General features: G+C 68.5%; 18 protein-coding genes. 14 read left to right on the top strand and 4 right to left on the bottom strand.

The features are described 5' to 3' along the window. The first annotated feature begins 12 nt into the window (after positions 1–12). Positions 13–3,399 carry a tetratricopeptide repeat protein gene (locus tag ACIBTM_RS45960; RefSeq protein ID WP_395883410.1) on the top strand — a complete coding sequence of 1,129 codons (3,387 nt, stop codon included), beginning with the start codon at positions 13–15 and terminating at the stop codon, positions 3,397–3,399. Here the strand turns inward: ACIBTM_RS45960 and ACIBTM_RS45955 are convergent. Beyond that, a complete protein-coding gene (locus ACIBTM_RS45955; RefSeq protein ID WP_395883409.1) occupies positions 3,380–4,072 on the bottom strand; it encodes a DNA alkylation repair protein in 693 nt (230 codons plus the stop codon). The genes ACIBTM_RS45960 and ACIBTM_RS45955 overlap by 20 nt on opposite strands. 185 nt (positions 4,073–4,257) lie before the next feature. On the opposite strand from ACIBTM_RS45955, the gene ACIBTM_RS45950 reads away from it, so the two are divergent. Next, a complete protein-coding gene (locus ACIBTM_RS45950) occupies positions 4,258–5,844 on the top strand; it encodes an alpha/beta hydrolase (protein ID WP_395883408.1) in 1,587 nt (528 codons plus the stop codon). Between the two features lie 147 nt (positions 5,845–5,991). Here ACIBTM_RS45950 and ACIBTM_RS45945 read toward each other — a convergent pair whose 3' ends face one another. Next, positions 5,992–6,252, bottom strand: coding sequence for a DUF6294 family protein (locus ACIBTM_RS45945; RefSeq protein ID WP_395883407.1), 261 nt, complete (start codon positions 6,250–6,252; stop codon positions 5,992–5,994). Between the two features lie 191 nt (positions 6,253–6,443). On the opposite strand from ACIBTM_RS45945, the gene ACIBTM_RS45940 reads away from it, so the two are divergent. Further along, positions 6,444–6,938 carry a helix-turn-helix domain containing protein gene (locus ACIBTM_RS45940; RefSeq protein ID WP_395883406.1) on the top strand — a complete coding sequence of 165 codons (495 nt, stop codon included), beginning with the start codon at positions 6,444–6,446 and terminating at the stop codon, positions 6,936–6,938. A gap of 42 nt (positions 6,939–6,980) precedes the next feature. Here the strand turns inward: ACIBTM_RS45940 and ACIBTM_RS45935 are convergent, their stop codons facing one another. Continuing rightward, positions 6,981–7,949, bottom strand: coding sequence for a helix-turn-helix transcriptional regulator (locus tag ACIBTM_RS45935; protein WP_395883405.1), 969 nt, complete (start codon positions 7,947–7,949; stop codon positions 6,981–6,983). Positions 7,950–8,040: 91 nt separating this feature from the next. Between ACIBTM_RS45935 and argC the strand changes: the two genes are divergently transcribed. From argC to argH, 8 genes are read left to right on the top strand one after another with little or no spacing between them, the layout of a single operon-like run. Then, the gene (gene argC / locus ACIBTM_RS45930) at positions 8,041–9,069 is read left to right on the top strand and encodes an N-acetyl-gamma-glutamyl-phosphate reductase (RefSeq protein ID WP_395883404.1); all 1,029 of its coding nucleotides are present in this window, start codon (positions 8,041–8,043) and stop codon (positions 9,067–9,069) included. Beyond that, positions 9,066–10,226: a bifunctional glutamate N-acetyltransferase/amino-acid acetyltransferase ArgJ gene (gene argJ, locus ACIBTM_RS45925; protein ID WP_395883403.1), complete on the top strand. Its 1,161-nt coding sequence runs from the start codon at positions 9,066–9,068 to the stop codon at positions 10,224–10,226. The genes argC and argJ overlap by 4 nt, the downstream gene beginning before the upstream one ends. Further along, positions 10,223–11,143, top strand: a complete 921-nt coding sequence (gene argB, locus ACIBTM_RS45920; protein WP_034321637.1) for an acetylglutamate kinase — start codon at positions 10,223–10,225, stop codon at positions 11,141–11,143. The genes argJ and argB overlap by 4 nt, the downstream gene beginning before the upstream one ends. Continuing rightward, positions 11,140–12,333 (top strand): acetylornithine transaminase, encoded by a 1,194-nt coding sequence (locus tag ACIBTM_RS45915; RefSeq protein ID WP_395883402.1) that lies wholly within the window; start codon positions 11,140–11,142, stop codon positions 12,331–12,333. The genes argB and ACIBTM_RS45915 overlap by 4 nt, the downstream gene beginning before the upstream one ends. A 16-nt stretch (positions 12,334–12,349) precedes the next feature. Further along, positions 12,350–13,276 carry an ornithine carbamoyltransferase gene (gene argF, locus ACIBTM_RS45910; protein ID WP_395883401.1) on the top strand — a complete coding sequence of 309 codons (927 nt, stop codon included), beginning with the start codon at positions 12,350–12,352 and terminating at the stop codon, positions 13,274–13,276. Then, complete coding sequence (locus ACIBTM_RS45905; protein WP_016335384.1) at positions 13,273–13,794, top strand: arginine repressor; 522 nt, start codon at positions 13,273–13,275, stop codon at positions 13,792–13,794. The genes argF and ACIBTM_RS45905 overlap by 4 nt, the downstream gene beginning before the upstream one ends. Beyond that, positions 13,784–14,137: an argininosuccinate synthase gene (locus ACIBTM_RS45900; protein WP_395883400.1), complete on the top strand. Its 354-nt coding sequence runs from the start codon at positions 13,784–13,786 to the stop codon at positions 14,135–14,137. The genes ACIBTM_RS45905 and ACIBTM_RS45900 overlap by 11 nt, the downstream gene beginning before the upstream one ends. A gap of 27 nt (positions 14,138–14,164) precedes the next feature. Beyond that, entirely contained in the window at positions 14,165–15,580 is a 1,416-nt protein-coding gene (gene argH, locus ACIBTM_RS45895) for an argininosuccinate lyase (protein WP_395883399.1), read from the top strand. A gap of 69 nt (positions 15,581–15,649) precedes the next feature. Here argH and ACIBTM_RS45890 read toward each other — a convergent pair whose 3' ends face one another. Next, positions 15,650–16,363, bottom strand: a complete 714-nt coding sequence (locus tag ACIBTM_RS45890) for a TetR/AcrR family transcriptional regulator (RefSeq protein WP_395883398.1) — start codon at positions 16,361–16,363, stop codon at positions 15,650–15,652. Between the two features lie 53 nt (positions 16,364–16,416). On the opposite strand from ACIBTM_RS45890, the gene ACIBTM_RS45885 reads away from it, so the two are divergent. From ACIBTM_RS45885 to tyrS, 3 genes are read left to right on the top strand one after another with little or no spacing between them, the layout of a single operon-like run. After that, on the top strand, positions 16,417–17,793 hold the full coding sequence (locus tag ACIBTM_RS45885) for a serine hydrolase domain-containing protein (RefSeq protein ID WP_395883397.1): 1,377 nt from the start codon (positions 16,417–16,419) through the stop codon (positions 17,791–17,793). A gap of 22 nt (positions 17,794–17,815) precedes the next feature. Next, on the top strand, positions 17,816–18,448 hold the full coding sequence (locus tag ACIBTM_RS45880) for a DNA-3-methyladenine glycosylase (protein ID WP_395883396.1): 633 nt from the start codon (positions 17,816–17,818) through the stop codon (positions 18,446–18,448). 32 nt (positions 18,449–18,480) lie between these two features. Next, positions 18,481–19,755: a tyrosine--tRNA ligase gene (gene tyrS / locus ACIBTM_RS45875; RefSeq protein WP_395883395.1), complete on the top strand. Its 1,275-nt coding sequence runs from the start codon at positions 18,481–18,483 to the stop codon at positions 19,753–19,755. Positions 19,756–19,947: the final 192 nt, after the last annotated feature.

Here is a 19,947-nt window from a genome sequence, read left to right as displayed (position 1 = left end):
AAGTGAGGACTTGTGTCACGTCCAGACGGCCGGTCCAGCATCCAAGACATCGCCCGTGCGCTGCTGAGCGACGGTTTCGTCGGCAGGGTCGGGGAACGCGAGGACTTCCGGCACAATCTGGGGTTGCCCGGAGCTGACCGGCGCCGCCGCTACCTGTTCTCGGTGCACGGTCTCGCCGGGGTCGGCAAGTCCTTCCTTCTCGACCAGCTTCGCGGTATCGCCGAGGAAGCCCGCGCCGCCGTCGGGTTCGCGGACGACCGGCAGCAGGATTTGCCCGCGACCTTGGTCAAACTGGCGAAGGACCTCGCTCGCGGCGGATACGAGATGCGCCGCTTCGAGAAGCGTTACGAGTCCTATCTCAAGGCGAGGGAACGGCTTCACAGTGATCCGCAGGCTCCCGCAGCGGGCCGCGCGCTCGTGACGAAGACCGTCGTCAAGGCCAGTCTCGGCGTCGCGAAGACCCTCCCAGGCGGGAGCATCGCCGCCGACGCGATCGACGCGGACGCGACGGCGAAACAGCTGGAGCAGCTCCAGGTCTACCTCGCGGCGAAGTTCAAGCGGAAGGCCGATGTCCAGCTGCTCCTCGAACCGGCGGAGGAGCTCACCAAACCGTTCGTCGAAGATCTGTGGCGCATTCCGGAGAACCGGCAGATCGCGCTGTTCTTCGACACCTTCGAGCGGACCGCGCCGGTGCTGGAGACGTGGCTGCTCGACCTGCTCGCCGGACTGTACGGCGATCTGCCGCAGAACCTGGTGCTCACCGTCGCGGGCCAGTTCCCGCTGGACGAGGCGAACTGGAACCGGCACGCGCCGCTCGTGCGCGAGATCGAACTCCGGCCGTTCACCGAGCCGGAGGCACGTCGCCTGCTCGCCGAACACGGGATCACCGACGAACAGGTCATCGAGATCGTGCTGCGGCTGACCGACGGCCTGCCCGTCCTGGTCGCCATGCTGGCCAGCAGGAATCCCGTCGGCGCGGACGCCGTCGGCGATCCCAGCGATGACGCGGTCAAGCGGTTCCTGCACTGGGTCCCCGAAAAGGCCAGGAAGGACATCGCCGCCACGGCGTCGCTGCCCCGCTTCCTCGACGAGGACGTCATCGGCGTGCTGACCGGGAAGGAGACCGCGGGGGAGACCTTCCGCTGGCTGCGGGAGCTGCCGTTCGTCGGGCGCCGTGAGCTTCCGGTGCGCTATCACCCGGTGGTCCGCGGCCCGATGGTGCGGATGGAACGCGGGCGTTCGTCCGCCGAGTTCGCCGAACGCCACCTTCGGCTCGGCGAGTACTACGAAGGCCGCTGTGCCGAACTCGGCCTGAGTAGCCATCGCGACGCCTGGAGCGACGAGCACTGGCAGAAGAGGAAGCTCGAACAGACCTATCACCGGCTTTGCGGCGCCCCGGCCGACGCTCTGCCGGACGCGCTGCTCGGCGCCGCCGAGATGATCACCACCGGCATCGCACCCGCACGCGCTTGGGCGCGCATGATGGAGCAGGCGGGTGTCGACGCGGACGCGCCCTCGGTACTGGGCTGGGGACAACGGCTGACCGCCGCGATCGGCGACGGCGACGGCCCGCGGGAGATCCCGGTGCTCGACCTGCTCTCCGGCGCGGGCGAACTCGACGCGGCGCGGCTTTCGACGGTGATCCGGCGGCGTGCCTGGGCCTATGAAGGCCAAGAAGACATCGAAGCGGCTACACGGGACTTCGACCGGGCGCTCGATCTGAACCCCGCCGACCCCTATGCGTGGAGCGATCGGGGCAACCTGTTCCGCAACGAGGGTGACTGGGAACGGGCGTTGCCGGATCTGAACCGGGCGATCGAGCTCGACCCCGGTTACGCCTACTCGTGGCGTGGACGCGGTTCCGCCCGTGCCGAGCTCGGCGATCTCGACGGCGCGATGGCGGACCTCGACGAGGCCGTCCGTCTGCAGCCCGACCACACGTGGGCGTACTCCATCCGGAGCGAGGTGTACTTCAAACGCGGCGATGTCCGGAAGGCGATCGACGAGATCGACATCGCGATCCGGCTCGATCCCGACTACGCCTGGGCTGTCCACTACCGGGCCACGCTGTTCACCGAGCTGGGAGACGACGACAAAGCACTCGCCGGTCACCGCGCGGCCGCGGCCCTCCGTCCCAAAGACGTCTTCTACCTGACCGAGCTGGCGTTGTTCCTGGAACGGACAGGAGACACGGAGGCCGCGTCGGCGAACTTCGACGCGATCGTCGCGACGGACCCCGGCAGCGCCAGGGCCCACGCGATCCGGGCCGCTTTCCACCACCGCGGTGAGCGGTACCGGCTCGCCGTCGACGGTTTCACCACCGCGCTCCGGATCGACCCGGACTACGAGTGGGCGTATTACATGCGTGGCCGGGCGCACTACGATCAGGACGAGCACCGAACGGCGCTCGCCGACTTCGACCGGGCCATCGAGCTGGCTCCCGACGACGCCGAGAACCATCTACAGCGAGGGAAGGCGCTCAGCAGGCTCAAGGAGAACAGCGCCGCGGTGAGCTCCTTGAGCCGCGCGATCGAACTCGACCCCGGCAACGAGTGGGCACACACCTGGCGCGCTCTGGCTCACCAGCGCTCCGGTGATTTCACGGCGGCACTCGCCGACATCGACGTCGCCGTCTCGGCGAATCCGGAGATGGCCTTCTTCCACATCACCCGTGGCGACATCCTCAGAGACCTCGACCGGCACGGCGAAGCCCGGACCGCACTGGACGAAGGGGTTCGCCTGGGACAGGACGGCGGGTATGCCCTGTACCGGCGCGCCCGCCATCGTTTCGTCTTCGATGACCTGGAAGGCGCGTTGTCCGACGCGGAAAGCGCGCTGGAAGCAGGGTACGACGAGAGCGCTCGCGCCCTGCGCGCGGACATCCGCTGTCGGGCAGGCGAGTACGGGGAGGCCATCCGGGAACTGCGCGAACTGGTCGCCTCGGATCCGGAGGACACCGAATATCGCGAGAGCCTCGGGGAGGCCCTGCTGTTCGCGGGGGAGACTGGCGAGGCGGAGACGCTCCTGGCCCCGCTCGCACCGGAATTCGGCTGGGCGCACAACCTCCTCACCCTCGTCTGGCTGAAGACCGGAAAGACGGAAGAAGCCCACCAGGCGCTGAACGAAGGCCTCGACGAAGCCACCACCCGGATCTCGACCGGCGCCTTCGACTGGGACGTCCAGCTCCAACCGCTCTTCTACCTCCTCGTCCTCGGACGTGAGGACGAGATCACCCGTGACCTCAAGGCCCTGCTCGAAAAAGGCCCGCCACAGGAGACGCGCTTGGAGCTGCTTCGCGATCTCAAAGAGCTACGAGTGCTGTTGCCCGAACTCGGCGGGGTGATCGAAGATCTCATCGCCCTCATCCCCAGGCCGGTGCTCACCCTCCCAGGTGCTTGAGCGCCTCCTTCCTGGACAGAGTGGACAGTGCCGGATGCGCGGCGACGAACGCGCGCACCCAGTCCGGCTCGGTCTTCGCGTACTCGCGCAGTGCCCAGCCGATTCCCTTGCGCAGGAAGAAATCCTTGTCGTCGATGTTCGCCTCGACGGCACGGGTGAGCAGGTCGGTGTCCGTTCCGCCCTTGGCGCCGATCTGGCAGATGACCGCCGTGCGGCGGCGCCACCTGTCCTCGTCGTAGGCCCAGGTCAACATCAGCGTGGTCACCGCCTCCGGATCCGCACGCAGGATCGGGCCGACCCGGCGGATGGCGACTTCGTCCACATAGTCCCACCACGCGCCCGTCACGATCATCTCGTCGTACAGGCCGAGCAGTTCCACGTCCTGCCAGCGGGCATAGGCGCGGTGACCGGAAAGCGCGATCGCCGCATAGCGCTCTTCGCGGAACTCGGCCTCCCGCCACAACGTGAGAATTGCCGTCGAAAAGCTCACACGATCGGGTAGTGGATGTTCGGCGTAGACCTGCTTCAGCAAGGCGGCCCGAGGCGGGGACGCCACACCGAGGAACGGCATTTCCGACTTCATGTACGCCCGCATCGACGGCGCTTTCCCCGGATCGGCCAGCGCGGCCAAACCGTTGCGAACCGCCGAAACCAGGCTTTTCACCTCGTCCACGCGTACTCCTTTCCCCAGTTGGCTTCGCGAGCGTACGACAGGGGACCGACAAGACTGATATGCCCGGATCGAGGTTCGGATACCGACTAAAGAGGGATGGCGGTCAACGTGTCGGTCAGCGAGATTGAAGCCGGTTCTCGGTAGCTTCGGCCCGACCGGGTCGAACGCGGACGAAAAGGAACACAGTGAAGAAATTCGTTGCCGCCCTGGCGGTCGCGGGGATCGGCGTCGGCACCATGGCGCTCGCTCCCTCCGCCACGGCCGCCTCGGCGTCGGACTTCGATCCGAAGCCCATCTCCTGGGGAGCCTGTACGCGCCCGAGCCTGGTCAAGGCCGGCGCGGAATGCGGTTTCCTCGAAGTCCCAATGGACTACGCGAAGCCGGGCGGAGAGAAGATCTCGATCGCCGTCTCGCGCGTGAAGCACAAGTCCGCCCAGTCGCAGGGTGTCATGCTGGTCAACCCGGGTGGCCCCGGCGGTTCGGGCCTCGGCCTGTCGACGCTCGGCCAGGCCGTCCCCAAGAAGGCGGGTGAGGAGTACGACTGGATCGGCTTCGACCCGCGCGGGGTGGGGGCGAGCAAGCCGTCGCTGACCTGCGACGGGAACTACGCCTCCTACAACCGCCCGCAGTACGTGCCGACCACGCGCGCCATCGAGACGGCATGGCGTGAGAAGGCGAAGGGCTACGCGAAGGCGTGCGCCAAGAACGGCGCGATCCTCGACCACATCAAGACCATCGATGTGGCGAAGGACGTCGACAGCCTGCGCAAGGCGCTGGGCGAGAAGCAGATCAACTACTACGGCTTCTCCTACGGCACCTACCTCGGGCAGGTCTACAGCACGCTGTTCCCGCAGAACGTGCGGCGGATGGTGTTCGACGGCACCGTCGACCCCCGCGACGTCTGGTACAAGGCGAACCTGAACCAGGACATCGCCTTCGACAAGAACATCAAGATCTACTTCGGCTGGCTCGCCAAGTACGACTCCGTCTACCACCTCGGCAACACCGCCGCCGCGGTCGAGAAGCTGTGGTACGCCGAGCAGAAGAAGCTGTACGACAAGCCCGCGGGCGGCGTCATCGGCGGATCCGAGTGGACGGACATCTTCCTGCAGGCCGGCTACTACGTCTTCGGCTGGGAAGACATGGCGAACGCCTTCTCCGGCTGGGTGCACAAGGGTGACTGGCAGACCTTGAAGGGCCTTTACGACAACTCCAACCCGCCGGGCCAGGACAACGGCTACGCGGTCTACACGGCCGTGCAGTGCACCGACGTGGCGTGGCCGCAGAGCTGGCCCCGCTGGAAGTTCGACAACTGGGTCACGCACTTCCGGGCGCCGTTCGAGACCTGGGGCAACGCCTGGTTCAACGCGCCGTGCCTCGACTGGCCCGCGAAGCCGGGCAAGCCGGTGGAGATCGACGGGAGCAAGGTCCCCGGCATCCTGCTGGTCAACGAGGAGAACGACGCCGCGACGCCGTACCCCGGCAGCATCGAGGTCCGCAAGCGCTACCCGAACTCCAGCCTGATCAGCGCTCCGGGCGGCACGACGCACTCGGGCTCGCTGTCCGGTGTGTCCTGTGTGGACGACAAAATCGCGGACTACCTGCTGACCGGAAAGCTGCCCGTGCGCAAGCCGGGCAACGGTTCGGACGTGCAGTGCGCCCCGGTCCCGCAGCCGGTTCCGGCCGGTGCTTCCGCTTCCGCCAAGTCGGACGTGCCGTCTTCGGTCGCCGACGTGAAGAAGGAGGCGCTGGCTCAGGCGCTGCCTTTCTGAGTATCTCGGGATGTTTCGATGCCCCGGTCCGGGTTTTCCGGACCGGGGCATTTCTTCGCTCTGGGTGACGGACGCTTGTGTCGCGTACGGGGACCGGTGGTGGGCTGAAGGCGTCCTTCACCGCGTCTGATGCGGCGAAGGACGCCTTCAGCCCCTTGTCAGGCAAGGAAGTCCGAACCTGTCGCGAAAGCCACTTTGGGGACATCTAGTGTCTCGAAAGTGGCTTTCGCGACATGGTCGTCGAGACCACTTACCGCCACCGCCGTGATGGATGGGCCCGAGGACGACGCCGTTGCTGTCCAGGGTGTTCACCCACATCAGCCACGCGTCGTTGCTGTCGCTGCTGACGATCGTCGCTTCGAACGAAGCGCTGCCGTTGCGTCTGAGGGTCCATTTCGCGTTGCCCATCGTGCAATCCCGGCCCGGATGCGACCTCGCGGGTGACCGCGGTAGGGATCACTTAGGTGCGGCAACGGGGGTGGCCGATAGTGCCGTGACCGGCATCCTCACGGCCGGGAAAGCGATGAAAGTTCCGGTCACGCATCGAATCCCCTCGCCGCGCCGGAGAATTGTCGGGCCCGCCCGTTAACGTCCCCGGCATGACCATCGTCGAAGAGCACCGGACCGAGATCCGAGTGCAGGACACCGTTTATCGCATCGAGGTCGCCGCCCGTGAGGGTGGCGGCGCGGCCGGGGAAGACCGCTGGGTGACCGTCATGGTCGGCGGAGCCGGACCGCTGGAAGAGCCTGTCGCCGAAGGCAGGCTCGATATGGACGCCGAAGCCGTACCGGCCTTGGCGACCGTCCTTTCCGACACCCTGCTGGCGTTCGCCGGGCGGGGCACCGGCCGGAACGGCCGCCGAAGATCGGCGGACCGCCCCGCGCAGCAGGGCCTGCCCTGGTCCGACGAGCTGGACGCGGAACTGGAAAGCCGTTGGCTGGCCGGGGAAAGCGTCGAGGAGATCGCGCGGCGGTTCGAGCGGACACCGGGCGGGATCCGTGCCCGGTTGCCCAGGGTCGGCTGCGACCCGGAGCGCCGGGGCGCGTATCTCCCCATCCCGCCGAGCCAACGGGAGGTGGCCGAACTCGGCTGAAAACCGGCGGTCGCGAGGGCCTTCGGTCCCTCGCGACCGCTGTCAGTCCGTTGTGGACGACGACGCTCCGCGCTCGGCCCGCGCGGCCATCTCCCGGAGATGCTCGATCAGTTCCGGCGGCTCGTGCACGGTGAATTCGCAGCCGAGCCCGAGGATCCGGAACGCGAGCCAGTCCAGGGTGTCCGTGCCCGCGTGGAAAACGCAGGTTTCGTCGTCCATCGATTCCAGTTCGCCGAATCCCTCGCCGATCGCGGGGGCGACCTGGCCGATCGGCGCGTGCAGGGTCACGCGTGCGCTGTAGGTGGGAAGGAGGCTGTACATCTTGTCGGTGACATAGGCCGCCACGTCCTCCGCAGGTGGTTGTCTCGGGGTCGCCCGGCCGCCGGTCGCCCGCGGATCCGAGATCCGGTCCGCGCGGAAGATCCGCCAGTCGTCCCGGTCGAGGTCGTAGCCGAGCAGGTACCAGCGGCGTCCGGCGGAGACGAGCCGGTGCGGTTCGACGTGCCGCCGGGATGCGGTCCCGTCTCCGGTGCGATAGGTGAACCGGGTCCGCTCGGTGTTGGCGATCGCGCCCGCGAAGACGGTGAGGTGTTCTGGATCCACCGCGGGGCCCCTCCCGGGGAGCGGCACGGTCGCGGCGCCCAGCGCGCCGACGCGATACCGCAGCCGCGAAGGCAGCACCTGTTCGAGTTTGGCCAGCGCCCGCACCGAAGACTCCTCGATACCCGAGATCGCCTGCCCGGCGGCGCCACGGAGACCGACCGCGATCGCGACGGCCTCGTCGTCGTCGAGCAGCAGCGGAGGCATCGCCGTGCCGGCGCCGAGCCGATAGCCGCCCTCGGAGCCTCGCGACGCTTCGACGGGGTAACCGAGCTCACGCAGCCGGTCGATGTCGCGCCGGATGGTCCGCGGACTGACCGCCAGCCGTTCGGCGAGCTCGCTGCCAGGCCACTCGCGTGGAGTCTGCAGGAGCGACAGCAGGCTGAGCAGCCGGGCGGGCGTGTCCGTCATGCGATCAAGGATGCCTCGTACGGAGTCCCGTATCGGGTGAGCCACACGACTTTGTTTGATTGAACTTGCATGGGAGTGCATAATCATGCGTATGACGGTGAAGATCGCGGTGGCCGGAGCCAGCGGGTACGCGGGCGGCGAACTCCTGCGCCTGCTGCTGAGCCATCCCGAAATCCAGATCGGCGCGCTCACCGCGGCCAGCTCCGCGGGGACGCCGCTCGTCCAGCATCAGCCGCACCTCGCCCCACTGGCGGACCGGGTCCTGCTGGAGACGACCCCGGAGACCCTGGCCGGACACGACGTCGTCTTCCTGGCCCTGCCGCACGGCCACTCCGGTGCCATCGCCGCGCGGCTGGGACCGGACGTCCTGGTGGTGGACCTCGGCGCGGACCACCGCCTCGCGGACGCGGCCGACTGGCAGCGCTGGTACGGGGGCGACCACGCCGGGCAATGGCCGTACGGGCTCCCCGAGCTTCCCGGCGCCCGTGAACGGCTCGCCGGGACCAAGCGCATCGCGGTCCCCGGCTGCTTCCCGACCGGCGGTTCGATCGCCCTCGCTCCGGCGCTCGCCGCGGGCCTGGTCGAGCCGGAGATCAACGTCGTCGCGGTCACCGGGACCTCGGGCGCGGGCAAGAGCCTGAAGCCGAACCTCCTCGGTTCGGAGGTGATGGGCTCGGCCACCGCGTACGGCGTCGGTGGTGCCCATCGGCACACTCCAGAGTTCGCGCAGAACCTCTCGGCGGTCGCGGGCGAGCGGGTCAAGGTCTCGTTCACCCCGGTGCTGGCCCCGATGCCGCGCGGGATCCTCACCACCGCGAGCGCCGCGCTCAAAACGGATCTCGACGCCGAAGGTGCCCGCGAGGTCTACGAAAAGGCCTACGCCACCGAGCCGTTCGTCCAGCTGCTGCCCGAGGGCCGGTGGCCGTCTTCGGCTTCGGTGGTCGGCTCGAACAATGTCCAGCTGCAGGTCACCGTCGACGCCGACACCAGGCGCTTGATCGTGGTCGCGGCCATCGACAACCTGACGAAGGGCACCGCGGGCGGCGCCGTCCAGTCGATGAACATCGCCCTCGGCCTCCCCGAAACCACCGGACTACCGACCGTAGGAGTCGCTCCGTGACCGTCACCCAGCCGAAGGGATTCCGTGCCGCGGGCGTCGCCGCCGGAATCAAGGCCGAGGGCAAGCTCGACCTCGCGCTCGTCGTCAACGACGGGCCGCTGCAGGTCGCGGCCGGCGTCTTCACGCGCAACGTGATCAAGGCCGCGCCCGTCCTGTGGTCGCAGGAAGTGCTCAAGCAGCAGCGGCTGAAGGCCGTCGTCCTCAACTCCGGCGGCGCGAACGCCGCCACCGGCCCCGGCGGTTTCCAGGACACTCACAAGACCGCGGAGAAGGTCGCCGAACTCCTCCAGGCGGGCGCGATCGAGGTCGCGGTCTGCTCGACGGGCCTGATCGGTGAGCGGCTGCCGATGGACGCGCTGCTTTCCGGTGTGGACACCGCTTTCGGGCGGCTCGGCACCGGCGACGAAGCCGATCTCGCGGCCGCGACCGCGGTCATGACCACCGACACCAAGCCGAAGCAGGCGGCCGCGAAGCACGAAAGCGGTTGGAGCGTGGGAGGGTTCGCCAAGGGTGCGGGCATGCTCGCCCCGAACCTCGCGACGATGCTCTCCGTCCTCACCACCGACGCGGTCGTCACGCCGGAAGTCCTGGACAAGGCCCTGTGTGCCGCCACCGGCGTGACGTTCGACCGGCTCGACGTCGATGGCGGGACCTCCACCAACGACACGGTGCTCGTCCTCGCGTCCGGTGCCAGCGGTGTCGAGCCGACCGAGGCCGAACTGACCGATCTCCTCACCGCCGTAAGCCTCGACCTCGTGCTGCAACTACGCGCGGACTCCGAGGGCGCGACCAAGTACGTCGACGTCACGGTCACCGGCGCGGCGAGCGAGGCCGACGCCATCGCCGTCGGCCGGACGATCGCCGAGGACAACCTGGTCAAGACCGCCCTGTTCGGTTCCGACCCGAACTGGGGCCGCATCGCCATGGCGCTGGGCCGCGTACCGGCGGAGATCGATCCGGAGAAGGTCGCCATCGCGATCAACGGCGTCACCCTGTTCGCCAAGGGCACCACCGCGGCGGACCGCTCCGAGGCGGATCTTTCGGGCCGTGACATCCAGATCGTCGTCGACCTCGGTCTCGGCGAAGGCGAGGCGACGATCTACACGACCGACCTCTCGCACGCGTACGTCGAAGAGAACAGTGCGTACTCGTCATGAGCCCTTCCGAATCCACCGTCCCCGCGGACGAGCGGCTCGCGACGGCCGCCGAGAAGGCCTCGATCCTCATCGAGGCCCTGCCCTGGCTGCAACGCTTCCACGGCGCCACCGTCGTGGTGAAGTACGGCGGCAACGCCATGATCGACGAGAGCCTCAAGCAGGCCTTCGCCGAGGACATGGTCTTCCTGCGCATGGCGGGGCTGCGCCCGGTGGTGGTGCACGGCGGCGGCCCGCAGATCACCGCGATGCTCAACCGGCTCGGCGTCGAAGGCGAGTTCAAGGGCGGTCTGCGCGTCACCACGCCCGAGACCATGGACATCGTCCGCATGGTGCTGACCGGCCAGGTCAGCCGTGAACTGGTCGGCCTGATCAACGCGCACGGACCGTACGCGGTCGGCATCTCCGGCGAGGACGCGCGGCTGTTCACCGCCGAGCGCAAACAGGCCACTGTGGACGGTGTACCGGTCGACATCGGGCTCGTCGGCGAGGTCTCCGAGGTCAACCCGGACGCTGTACTCGACATCGTCAACGCAGGCCGGATCCCGGTGGTGTCCACCGTGGCCCCGGACGTCGACGGTGTCGTGCACAACATCAACGCCGACACCGCGGCCGGCGCGCTGGCCGCGGCGCTGGGCGCGGAAAAGCTGGTCGTGCTCACCGACGTCGAAGGCCTGTACGCCAACTGGCCGGACCGTGGGTCGCTGGTCGACAGGATCCGTGTGGACCGCCTCGAAACCCTCCTTCCCGGCCTCGCCAGCGGCATGATCCCGAAGATGGAGGCCTGTGTGCGCGCCATCCGCGGCGGCGTCCGCCGCGCGCACGTGATCGACGGCCGCATCGCCCATTCGGTGTTGCTGGAGGTCTTCACCTCCCGCGGCATCGGTACCATGGTCTTCCCCGAAACGGAGCTCCCGTGACCACGTACAAGTCCAATGTAGACGGCCAGGAGCACTGGAAGTCGTCCCTCATGGACAACTACGGCACCCCGGCACTGACCCTGGTCCGCGGTGAGGGTGCGAAGGTCTGGGACGCCGACGGCAAACCTTACGTCGACCTGCTGGGCGGCATCGCGGTCAACGCGCTCGGCCACGCCCACCCCGCCGTGGTCGCCGCCGTCACCGAGCAGATCGCGAAACTCGGGCACACCTCGAACCTCTACGTGAACCCGGTCGCCGTCGAGCTGGCCGAAACCCTCCTCGACGTCGCCGGCCTGTCCGGCAACGCGAAGGTGCTGTTCGTCAACTCCGGCGCGGAGGCCAACGAAGCCGCGCTGAAGATCAGCAGGCTCACCGGGCGGACCAAGATCGTCGCTTGCGAGGGCGCCTTCCACGGCCGCACCATGGGCGCGCTGTCGCTGACCGGGCAGCCGTCGAAGCGGGACGCGTTCGCACCGCTGGTCCCCGGCGTCACCCACGTTCCCTATGGTGACGTCGACGCGCTTCGTGCCGCGGTGGACACCGAAACGGCGGCGGTGTTCCTTGAGCCGATCCTCGGGGAGGCGGGCGTCGTCCCCGCGCCGGACGGCTACCTCCAGGCCGCGCGGGAGATCACCAAGGCGACCGGCACCCTGCTGGTCCTCGACGAGGTGCAGACCGGCATCGGCCGCACCGGCGCGTGGTTCGCCTTCCAGCACGCCGGCATCGTCCCGGACGTCATCACGCTGGCCAAGGGACTCGGCGGCGGGCTGCCGATCGGTGCGGTCATCGGCGTCGGCGAGGCGGGGGAGCTGGTGAAGCCGGGGCAGCACGGCACCACCTTCGGCGGCAACCCGGTCTGCTGCGCCGCCGGCCTCGCCGTGCTCAAGACCATCGCCAAGGACAACCTGAACGACCACGTTTCCGCACTGGGCAAGGACATCGCCTCCCGTGTGGAGGAGTTCGGCCACCCGCTGGTGTCCGGGGTCCGCGGCGCCGGGCTGCTGCTCGGCATCGCTCTGCGCGAACCGGTCTCGGCGAAGGTCGCCAAGGCCGCGCAGGACGCCGGGTACCTGGTCAACCCGATCGCCCCGGACACCATCCGGCTGGCACCGCCGCTGATCCTGAGCGCCGACGAGGCCGCGGGATTCCTCGAAGCCCTTCCCGGGGCGCTCGATTCCACCACCACCTAGGACAGAGACGAAACGCATGCTCCGCAACTTCCTCCGTGACGACGATCTCAGCCCCGCCGAACAGGCCGAGATCCTGGACCTCGCCGACCAGCTGAAGGCCGAGCCCTTGAGCTCGCGCGCGCTGGCGGGCAAGTCCGTCGCGGCGATCTTCGAAAAGAACTCCACCCGGACCCGGTTCTCCTTCGAGGTGGGCATCGCCCAGCTCGGCGGCAACCCGGTCATCGTCGACGGCCGCTCCATGCAGCTCGGCCGCGAAGAGACCATCGAGGACACCTCGCGGGTGCTTTCGCGGTACCTGGACGCGATCGTCTGGCGGACCTTCGCCCAGAAGCGCATCGACGCGATGGCCTCGGCGGCGAGCATCCCGGTGATCAACGCGCTCACCGACGAGTTCCACCCGTGCCAGGTGCTCACCGACCTGATGACCATCCGTGAGCGCAAGGGCAAGCTCGCCGGGCTCACCCTGGTGTACCTCGGTGACGGTGCCAACAACATGGCGCATTCGCTGCTGCTGGGCGGGACCACGGCCGGGATGCACGTGCGCGTCGTCTCGCCGGAGGGTTTCCAGCCGGATCAGCAGGTCATGCTCGACGCCAAGCACCGTTCGACGGAGACCGGCGGCAGCACCACGGTCTTCACCGATCCGTACGCCGCCGTCGAGGGCGCGGACGTCGTCGTCACCGACACCTGGACCTCCATGGGCCAGGAGAACGACGGTCTCGACCGCGTCGGCCCGTTCCGTGAGCTGCAGGTCAACTCCGCGCTGATGCGCCGCGCCGCGGACGAGGCGATCGTGCTGCATTGCCTGCCCGCGCACCGCGGCTGGGAGATCACTGACGAGGTCATCGACGGGCCGTCCAGTGCGGTCTGGGACGAGGCGGAAAACCGGCTGCACGCACAGAAAGCGCTACTGGTGTGGCTGCTCGACGAGAAGCGACGATGACCGGCAGCAGGGTCACCCGGCAGGCCCGGATCACCGAACTCGTGTCCTCGATGGCCATCCGCAGCCAGACGGAGCTCGCGAAGCTCCTGGCGGCGGAAGGCATCGACGTCACGCAGGCGACGCTGTCACGCGACCTCGACGAGCTGGGCGCGGTGAAGCTCCGGGGCGCCGATTCCGGTGCGCCGGTGTACGTGATCCCGGAGGACGGCAGCCCGGTACGCGGAGTGCAGGGCGGCACTTCCCGGCTCTCGCGGCTGCTCGCCGAACTGCTCGTTTCGGCGGACTCGTCGGGGAATCTGACGGTGCTCCGCACCCCGCCGGGTGCTGCGCAGTTCCTGGCCAGCGCCATCGACAGGGCGGCGCTGGAGGAGGTCGTCGGCTCGATCGCCGGCGACGACACGGTCGCGGTGATCGCGAGAGAACCGTTGTCCGGCAAGGATCTGGCCGAGCGTTTCATGGCACTGGCGCGACGGTCGTCCACAGTGGACGGCGGTGAGGAGACCGAGGGTGACGCCTGACGGGTTCATGTTCCCGGATGACCCGGAGAAGCTGGTCATCACCTTCGACGAGGGTGTACCGGTGGCCATCGACGGGGAGACCGTGACACTGCTGGAGGCCTTCCAGCAGCTGAACCGACGTGCCGGCGCCTTCGGGCTCAAAGGACGCGAGATCTACGAGGGGCCCGGCGCGCTCGCGCTGGTCACCGCGCACGAGGAACTGCGAAAGGTCAGTACCGGGCGGGTGTCCGGCGAGGTCCGGCTGGTCCTGCACCGCGGGAACGCGGTCGTGAACTCCGCGCGCGACGAGCGCGCGCTGTACGACTTCACCACAGGCGCTACCTTCGACCGGTCAGTCGCCTGAAGAGAATCAAGGAATTCGAGGAGTGTTGTGAGCGGGAATGAGCAGCCGGTGCAGCTGTGGGGCGGCCGGTTCGCCAGCGGACCGGCCGAGGCGATGGCGGCGCTGAGCGCGTCGACCCATTTCGACTGGCGGCTGGCGCCGTACGACATCGCCGGGTCGCGGGCCCACGCGCGGGTACTGCGGAAGGCGGGGCTGCTCACCGAAGACGAGCTGACCGGCATGCTCGCCGCGCTGGACACCCTCGCGCAGGACGTCGCCTCGGGCGCGTTCACCCCGACGGTCGCCGACGAGGACGTCCACACCGCGCTCGAACGCGGTCTCCTGGAGCGGGCGGGTACCGAACTCGGCGGCAAGCTCCGGGCGGGCCGTTCGCGCAACGACCAGGTCGCGACGCTGTTCCGGATGTGGCTGCGCGACGCCGCCCGCCGGGTGGTCGCGGGCACCCTAGGCGTCGTCGACGCACTCGTATCGCAGGCGAAGCGGCACCCGGACGCGATCCTGCCGGGCCGCACTCACCTGCAGCACGCCCAGCCCGTCCTGCTGGCGCACCACCTGCTCGCGCACGGCCAGTCGCTGCTGCGCGACGTCACCCGGTTGCGTGACTGGGACGCTCGCACCGCCGAATCGCCCTACGGCTCCGGCGCACTGGCGGGGTCCTCGCTCGGCCTCGACCCGGAGGCCGTCGCCGAGGAGCTCGGTTTCGACACCAGCGTCGATAACTCGATCGACGGCACCGCTTCGCGGGACTTCGTCGCCGAGTTCGCCTTCGACGTCGCGATGCTCGCGGTCAACCTGTCCAGGATCGCCGAAGAGGTGATCATCTGGAACACCGCCGAATTCGGCTACGTCACCCTCGACGATGCCTGGGCGACCGGTAGTTCGATCATGCCGCAGAAGAAGAACCCCGACGTCGCCGAGCTGACCCGCGGCAAGGCCGGGCGGCTCATCGGCAACCTGACCGGTCTGCTCGCGACGCTCAAGGCGCAGCCGCTCGCGTACAACCGTGACCTGCAGGAGGACAAGGAGCCGGTCTTCGACTCCGTCGAGCAGCTGGAGCTGCTCTTCCCGGCGATCGCGGGCATGCTCGAGACGCTGACCTTCCACACCGACCGGCTCGCCGAGCTGGCTCCCGCCGGCTTCACCCTCGCTACGGACATCGCCGAATGGCTGGTCCGGCAGGGAGTCCCGTTCCGCGTCGCCCACGAGGCGGCGGGAGAGAGCGTCCGCGTCGCCGAGGCCCGCGGCGTCGGGCTGGACGAACTGACCGACGAAGAATTCGAGAAGATCAACCCGGCGCTGACACCGGCCGTGCGCGAGGTGCTGACCGTCGAAGGCTCGGTGAGCTCGCGCAACGCCCGGGGCGGTACCGCTCCTGAGCGGGTCGCCGAACAGCGGGATCGCCTGGTCGCACGGGTCGCCGAACACCGCACCTGGCTCGGCTGAGCTTCCCCCCAATACGCGTGAAGGCCCCCTTCCCTCGGCTGACCCGAGGGAAGGGGGCCTTCACGCGCTTCAGGTGAGCCTGGTCGCCAACCCGTCGAGGACGCAGTCGAGCCCGCGCTCGAAGTCCCCGTCGTTGGTTTCGCGGGGTTCCTGGTTTCGCTGTGCCGCGTACAGCTTCTTGAGCCGCGGGTGATCCCGCACCGCTTGCTCGGCCGCGGGCCACAGCCGGTTCTTCCACTCTCGCTCGCTCAGCTCGCTGCGTTTGAGCGTCGTGAGCCACGCGGCTTCGCTCGTCGCCCGTCCGACGACGAACGCCATGACCGTGTTCCAGGCCAGATCCGCGTCTTCCAGTGAGAGACCGGCGTCTTCGAACAGGCCCAGTGCCGCTTCCGACAGCTTCAGTACGTTGGGCCCGAGATACGCCACGCCCGCCTCGCCGAGTAGCGAGCCGATCCACGGATGGCGCAGGAACACCGAACGCAGGTCGTGCGCGAACCGCGTCGCCTCCGCTCGCCACGGACCCGGCCGCGGGACCGCGACCTCGCCGTAGACCTCGTCGACGACCAGCTCGATCAGCTCGTCCTTGCTGGCCACATGGGTGTACATCGACGGGGCGGCCACGCCGAGCCGGACGCCGAGTTTGCGCATGCTCAGCGCCTCGATGCCGTCGGCGTCGAGGAGTTCGATGGCCGCGGAGACGATCTGTTCGCGGCTCAGCGACGGCTGGTCGCGTCGTCGCTTCGAGGGCCGTGCCCACACCGACCCGAACGACTTCTCTGGCATCCGAACAGTGTAAGGCCTGGCGTACACCTGTCCTTGTCCGTACAGTGTTCAGTATGCCTAACACTGTACGGACAACTTTCGATTCTGCTCACTGGCAAACGCGGCTCGACGACCTGCGAGCCGAGTATCGGGTTCCGGGAGCGACGCTCGCGGTGCTGGCCGATGGGGAGATCCACGAACTGGCGAGCGGGATCCTGCACCGGGGAACCGGAGTCGAGACCACCACCGATTCGATCTTCCAGCTCGGTTCCATCGCGAAGCCCTACACGGCCTCACTGGTGATGGGGCTGGCCGAGGAGGGGCGACTGGATCTCGACGCGCCGGTGATCGAAGTGCTCCCGGAGTTCTCGACGGTCGACCCGGAGGCGACGAAGACCATCACCCCCAGGCAACTGCTCAGCCACACCGGCGGGCTCACCTGCGACTTCATGGAAGACACCGGACGCGGTGACGACTGCCTCGCCAAATTCGTCGAAGCGGCCAGGGGAGTGGCGCTCGACTGCCCGCCGGGGACAGCCCCGTCCTACAGCAGCGTCGGGTACAACGTGCTCGGCCGGATCGTCGAGGTGCTCACCGGGCTGACCTGGGACAACGCCCTGCGGGAGCGGATCATCACCCCGCTCGGGCTCACCGAGACCATGACGTTGCCCGAAGAGGCGTTGCGTTTCCGGGTGGCGATGGGGCATGTCGGGCAAGACCCGGAGCCGACGGCCGCCTGGGATCTCCTGCCCCGCTCGGCCGGTCCGTACGGCCGCGTTCTCGCCAGCGCCGGCGACGTGGTCCGGTTCGCCAGGATGCTCATCGACGGCACCGCGGCCGACGGGACCCGGGTCCTCGCCGCGGAGACGGTGGCCATGATGCGGCGCCGCGAGGTCGAAGTACCCGACAAGTGGACGCTCGGTTCCGACGGCTGGGGCCTCGGCCTGTCGACCTACGACTGGGACGGCGTCGCCGGATTCGGGCACAACGGGTCGTCGATCGGGCAGCGCTCCTACCTGCGGGTGATTCCGGAGGCGGGGCTGGCCTTCGCGTTGCTCACCAACCACGGCACGACCGACCGGCTCTACACCGCGCTGTCCCGCGAACTCCTCGAAGAGCTGGCCGGGGTCCGGGTGCCCGCCGCATTCGCTCCGCCGCCGTCGCCGCTCTCGATGGACGTCGCGCCTTTCGCGGGTGTCTACCGGCGTGAAGGTGTCATCATCACCGTCACCGAGAACGACGGGAAGCTGCATTTCGTCTACGAGTTCGCCGACGGGCTCAAGGACATCGCCCCGCCGATCGAGGCGGATCTGGTTCCGGTGGCGGAAAACGTCTTCGCCGGGATGAACCCGATGCTCGGCGACGATTGGATGCCGGTGCTGTTCTCGAAACTGCCCGACGGCACCGAGTATTGCGCCGCCTCCATGCGGGTGGCACCGAAGCTGCGGTGACCACGCACGATAGGTTTTGTGCATGGCTGGCAGACAGTTCACCCGGCGCGAGCTGGCGCTGGATCCGGTGGAGCTGTCCACACTCCTGCTCGGCGCGGTGATCGAATCGACCGGTCCGGACGGCACGGTCGCCGTCCGGCTGGTCGAGGTTGAGGCATACCGGGGCCTCGACGACCCCGCGTCGCACTGCTATCGCGGCAAGACCCCGCGCAACGCGGTCATGTGGGGGCCCGCGGGGCATCTGTACGTGTACTTCGTCTACGGCATGCACTTCTGCGCGAACGTCGTGGGCACCGAAGACGGGCAGCCGGGTGCCGTGCTGCTGCGTGCCGGGGAGGTGGTGTCCGGTGCGGACATCGCCAGGGCGCGCAGGCCGTCCGCGCGAGGCAACGGCGAACTCGCCAAAGGCCCGGCCATCCTCACCTCGGTACTCGGCATCGACCGGGCCGAGAACGGCGTCGACCTGACCGACCCCGCGTCACCCGTCCGGTTGTTCACCGGTGAACGCGTCCCCGAAGCGGATATCCGCACCGGGCCGCGCGTCGGTGTCGCGATGGCGATGGACACGCCGTGGCGCTTCTGGATCGACGGATCGCCCGCGGTCTCCACCTATCGCCGCGGTGGCAAGCGACGGGCGGCCGCCCCCGGCCGATAGTCGGTTGACCTGGTGCGGGAGGATCTACAGGCGTGAGCGAGCACATCCTTGACGAGCTGACCTGGCGCGGCCTGATCGCGCAATCCACCGACCTCGACGCGTTGCGGCGAGACCTCGACCAAGGACCCCTCACGCTCTATTGCGGATTCGACCCGACCGCGCCCAGCCTGCACGCCGGCAACCTGGTGCCGCTGCTGATGCTCTCGCGCTTCCAGCGCGCCGGGCACCGGCCGATCGTGCTGGCGGGGGTCGCCACCGGGATGATCGGCGACCCGCGCGACACCGGTGAACGCACCCTGAACACGCTGGACACGGTCGCCGAGTGGGCGGATCGGATCCGGGGGCAGCTGGAGCGGTTCGTCGACTTCGACGACTCGCCGACCGGCGCGGTCATCGAGAACAACCTGAACTGGACCGGGAAGCAGACCGTGGTCGAGTTCCTGCGTGACGTCGGCAAGCACTTCCCGGTCAACATGATGCTGAACCGGGAGACGGTGAAGCGGCGTCTCGAAGCCGACGGCATGTCCTACACCGAGTTCAGCTACCTGCTGCTGCAGTCGCAGGACTACCTGCACCTGCACCGCGAGTACGGCTGCAAGCTGCAGATCGGCGGCTCGGACCAGTGGGGCAACCTCGTCGGCGGCGTCGACCTGATCCGCCGGACCGACGGTGGCCACACGCACGCGTTGACCGCGCCGCTGGTCACCGACACCGAAGGACGCAAGTTCGGGAAGTCCACCGGTGGCGGCAGCGTCTGGCTCGACCCGGAGATGACTTCGCCGTACGCGTGGTTCCAGTACTTCGTGAACGTCGCCGACACCGATGTCATCCGCTACCTGCGGATGTTCTCCTTCCTCGGGCAGGAGGAGATCGCGGCGCTGGCCGAGGACACCGAACAGCGCCCCCACCTGCGGTCCGCGCAGCGAAAGCTGGCGGAGGACTTCACGACCCTGGTCCACGGTGAAGAGGCGACCCGCCAGGTCATCGCCGCGAGCCAGGCGCTGTTCGGCAGGGGAGAGCTGCGTGAGCTCGACTCGTCGACCCTCGACGCCGCCATGGCCGAGGTGCCGAACGGCAAGGTCGACCCGAATGGCGAGTCGACCATCGTCGATCTGCTGATCGCGGCCGGGCTCGTCGACAGCAAGGGCGCCGCGCGCCGCACCGTCAAGGAAGGCGGCGCGTACGTCAACAACACGAAGATCGCCGACGAGGAGTGGAAGCCGTCCTCGGACGACGCTCTGCACGGCCGCTGGCTGGTGGTCCGCAAGGGCAAGCGCAACGTCGCCGGCGTGCGCGTCGGGGGCTGATCGCGGCCCGGGCCCGAAACAGGGGCTCTGACCTGCGGAAACGCAGTTAAGGTACCCCCCTGTTTCGGGCCCTTTCGGGGCGTGTAAAGTTCTCCAAGTCGCCAGGGAAACCGGGCGGCCGACCGGGACACGAACCAAGCTCTCGCTCAGTGCGATTGAGTGGGTGTCTCACCAAAAACTGCTAGGAATGAC

It is taken from the genome of Amycolatopsis sp. NPDC049868 (assembly GCF_044461365.1).
Lineage (GTDB): Bacteria > Actinomycetota > Actinomycetes > Mycobacteriales > Pseudonocardiaceae > Amycolatopsis.
Note: the sequence above shows the minus strand (reverse complement) of the source record. Positions and strands in the feature narration are given on the sequence as shown.

Bases quoted from the DNA above. Each gene is read 5' to 3' on its own strand.
- ACIBTM_RS45945 (WP_395883407.1), bottom strand. From the start codon at position 6,252: ATGGGCAACGCGAAATGGACCCTCAGACGCAACGGCAGCGCTTCGTTC.
- ACIBTM_RS45940 (WP_395883406.1), top strand. From the start codon at position 6,444: ATGACCATCGTCGAAGAGCACCGGACCGAGATCCGAGTGCAGGACACC.
- ACIBTM_RS45935 (WP_395883405.1), bottom strand. From the start codon at position 7,949: ATGACGGACACGCCCGCCCGGCTGCTCAGCCTGCTGTCGCTCCTGCAG.
- argC (WP_395883404.1), top strand. From the start codon at position 8,041: ATGACGGTGAAGATCGCGGTGGCCGGAGCCAGCGGGTACGCGGGCGGC.
- argB (WP_034321637.1), top strand. From the start codon at position 10,223: ATGAGCCCTTCCGAATCCACCGTCCCCGCGGACGAGCGGCTCGCGACG.
- argF (WP_395883401.1), top strand. From the start codon at position 12,350: ATGCTCCGCAACTTCCTCCGTGACGACGATCTCAGCCCCGCCGAACAG.
- ACIBTM_RS45905 (WP_016335384.1), top strand. From the start codon at position 13,273: ATGACCGGCAGCAGGGTCACCCGGCAGGCCCGGATCACCGAACTCGTG.
- ACIBTM_RS45890 (WP_395883398.1), bottom strand. From the start codon at position 16,363: ATGCCAGAGAAGTCGTTCGGGTCGGTGTGGGCACGGCCCTCGAAGCGA.
- ACIBTM_RS45885 (WP_395883397.1), top strand. From the start codon at position 16,417: ATGCCTAACACTGTACGGACAACTTTCGATTCTGCTCACTGGCAAACG.
- ACIBTM_RS45880 (WP_395883396.1), top strand. From the start codon at position 17,816: ATGGCTGGCAGACAGTTCACCCGGCGCGAGCTGGCGCTGGATCCGGTG.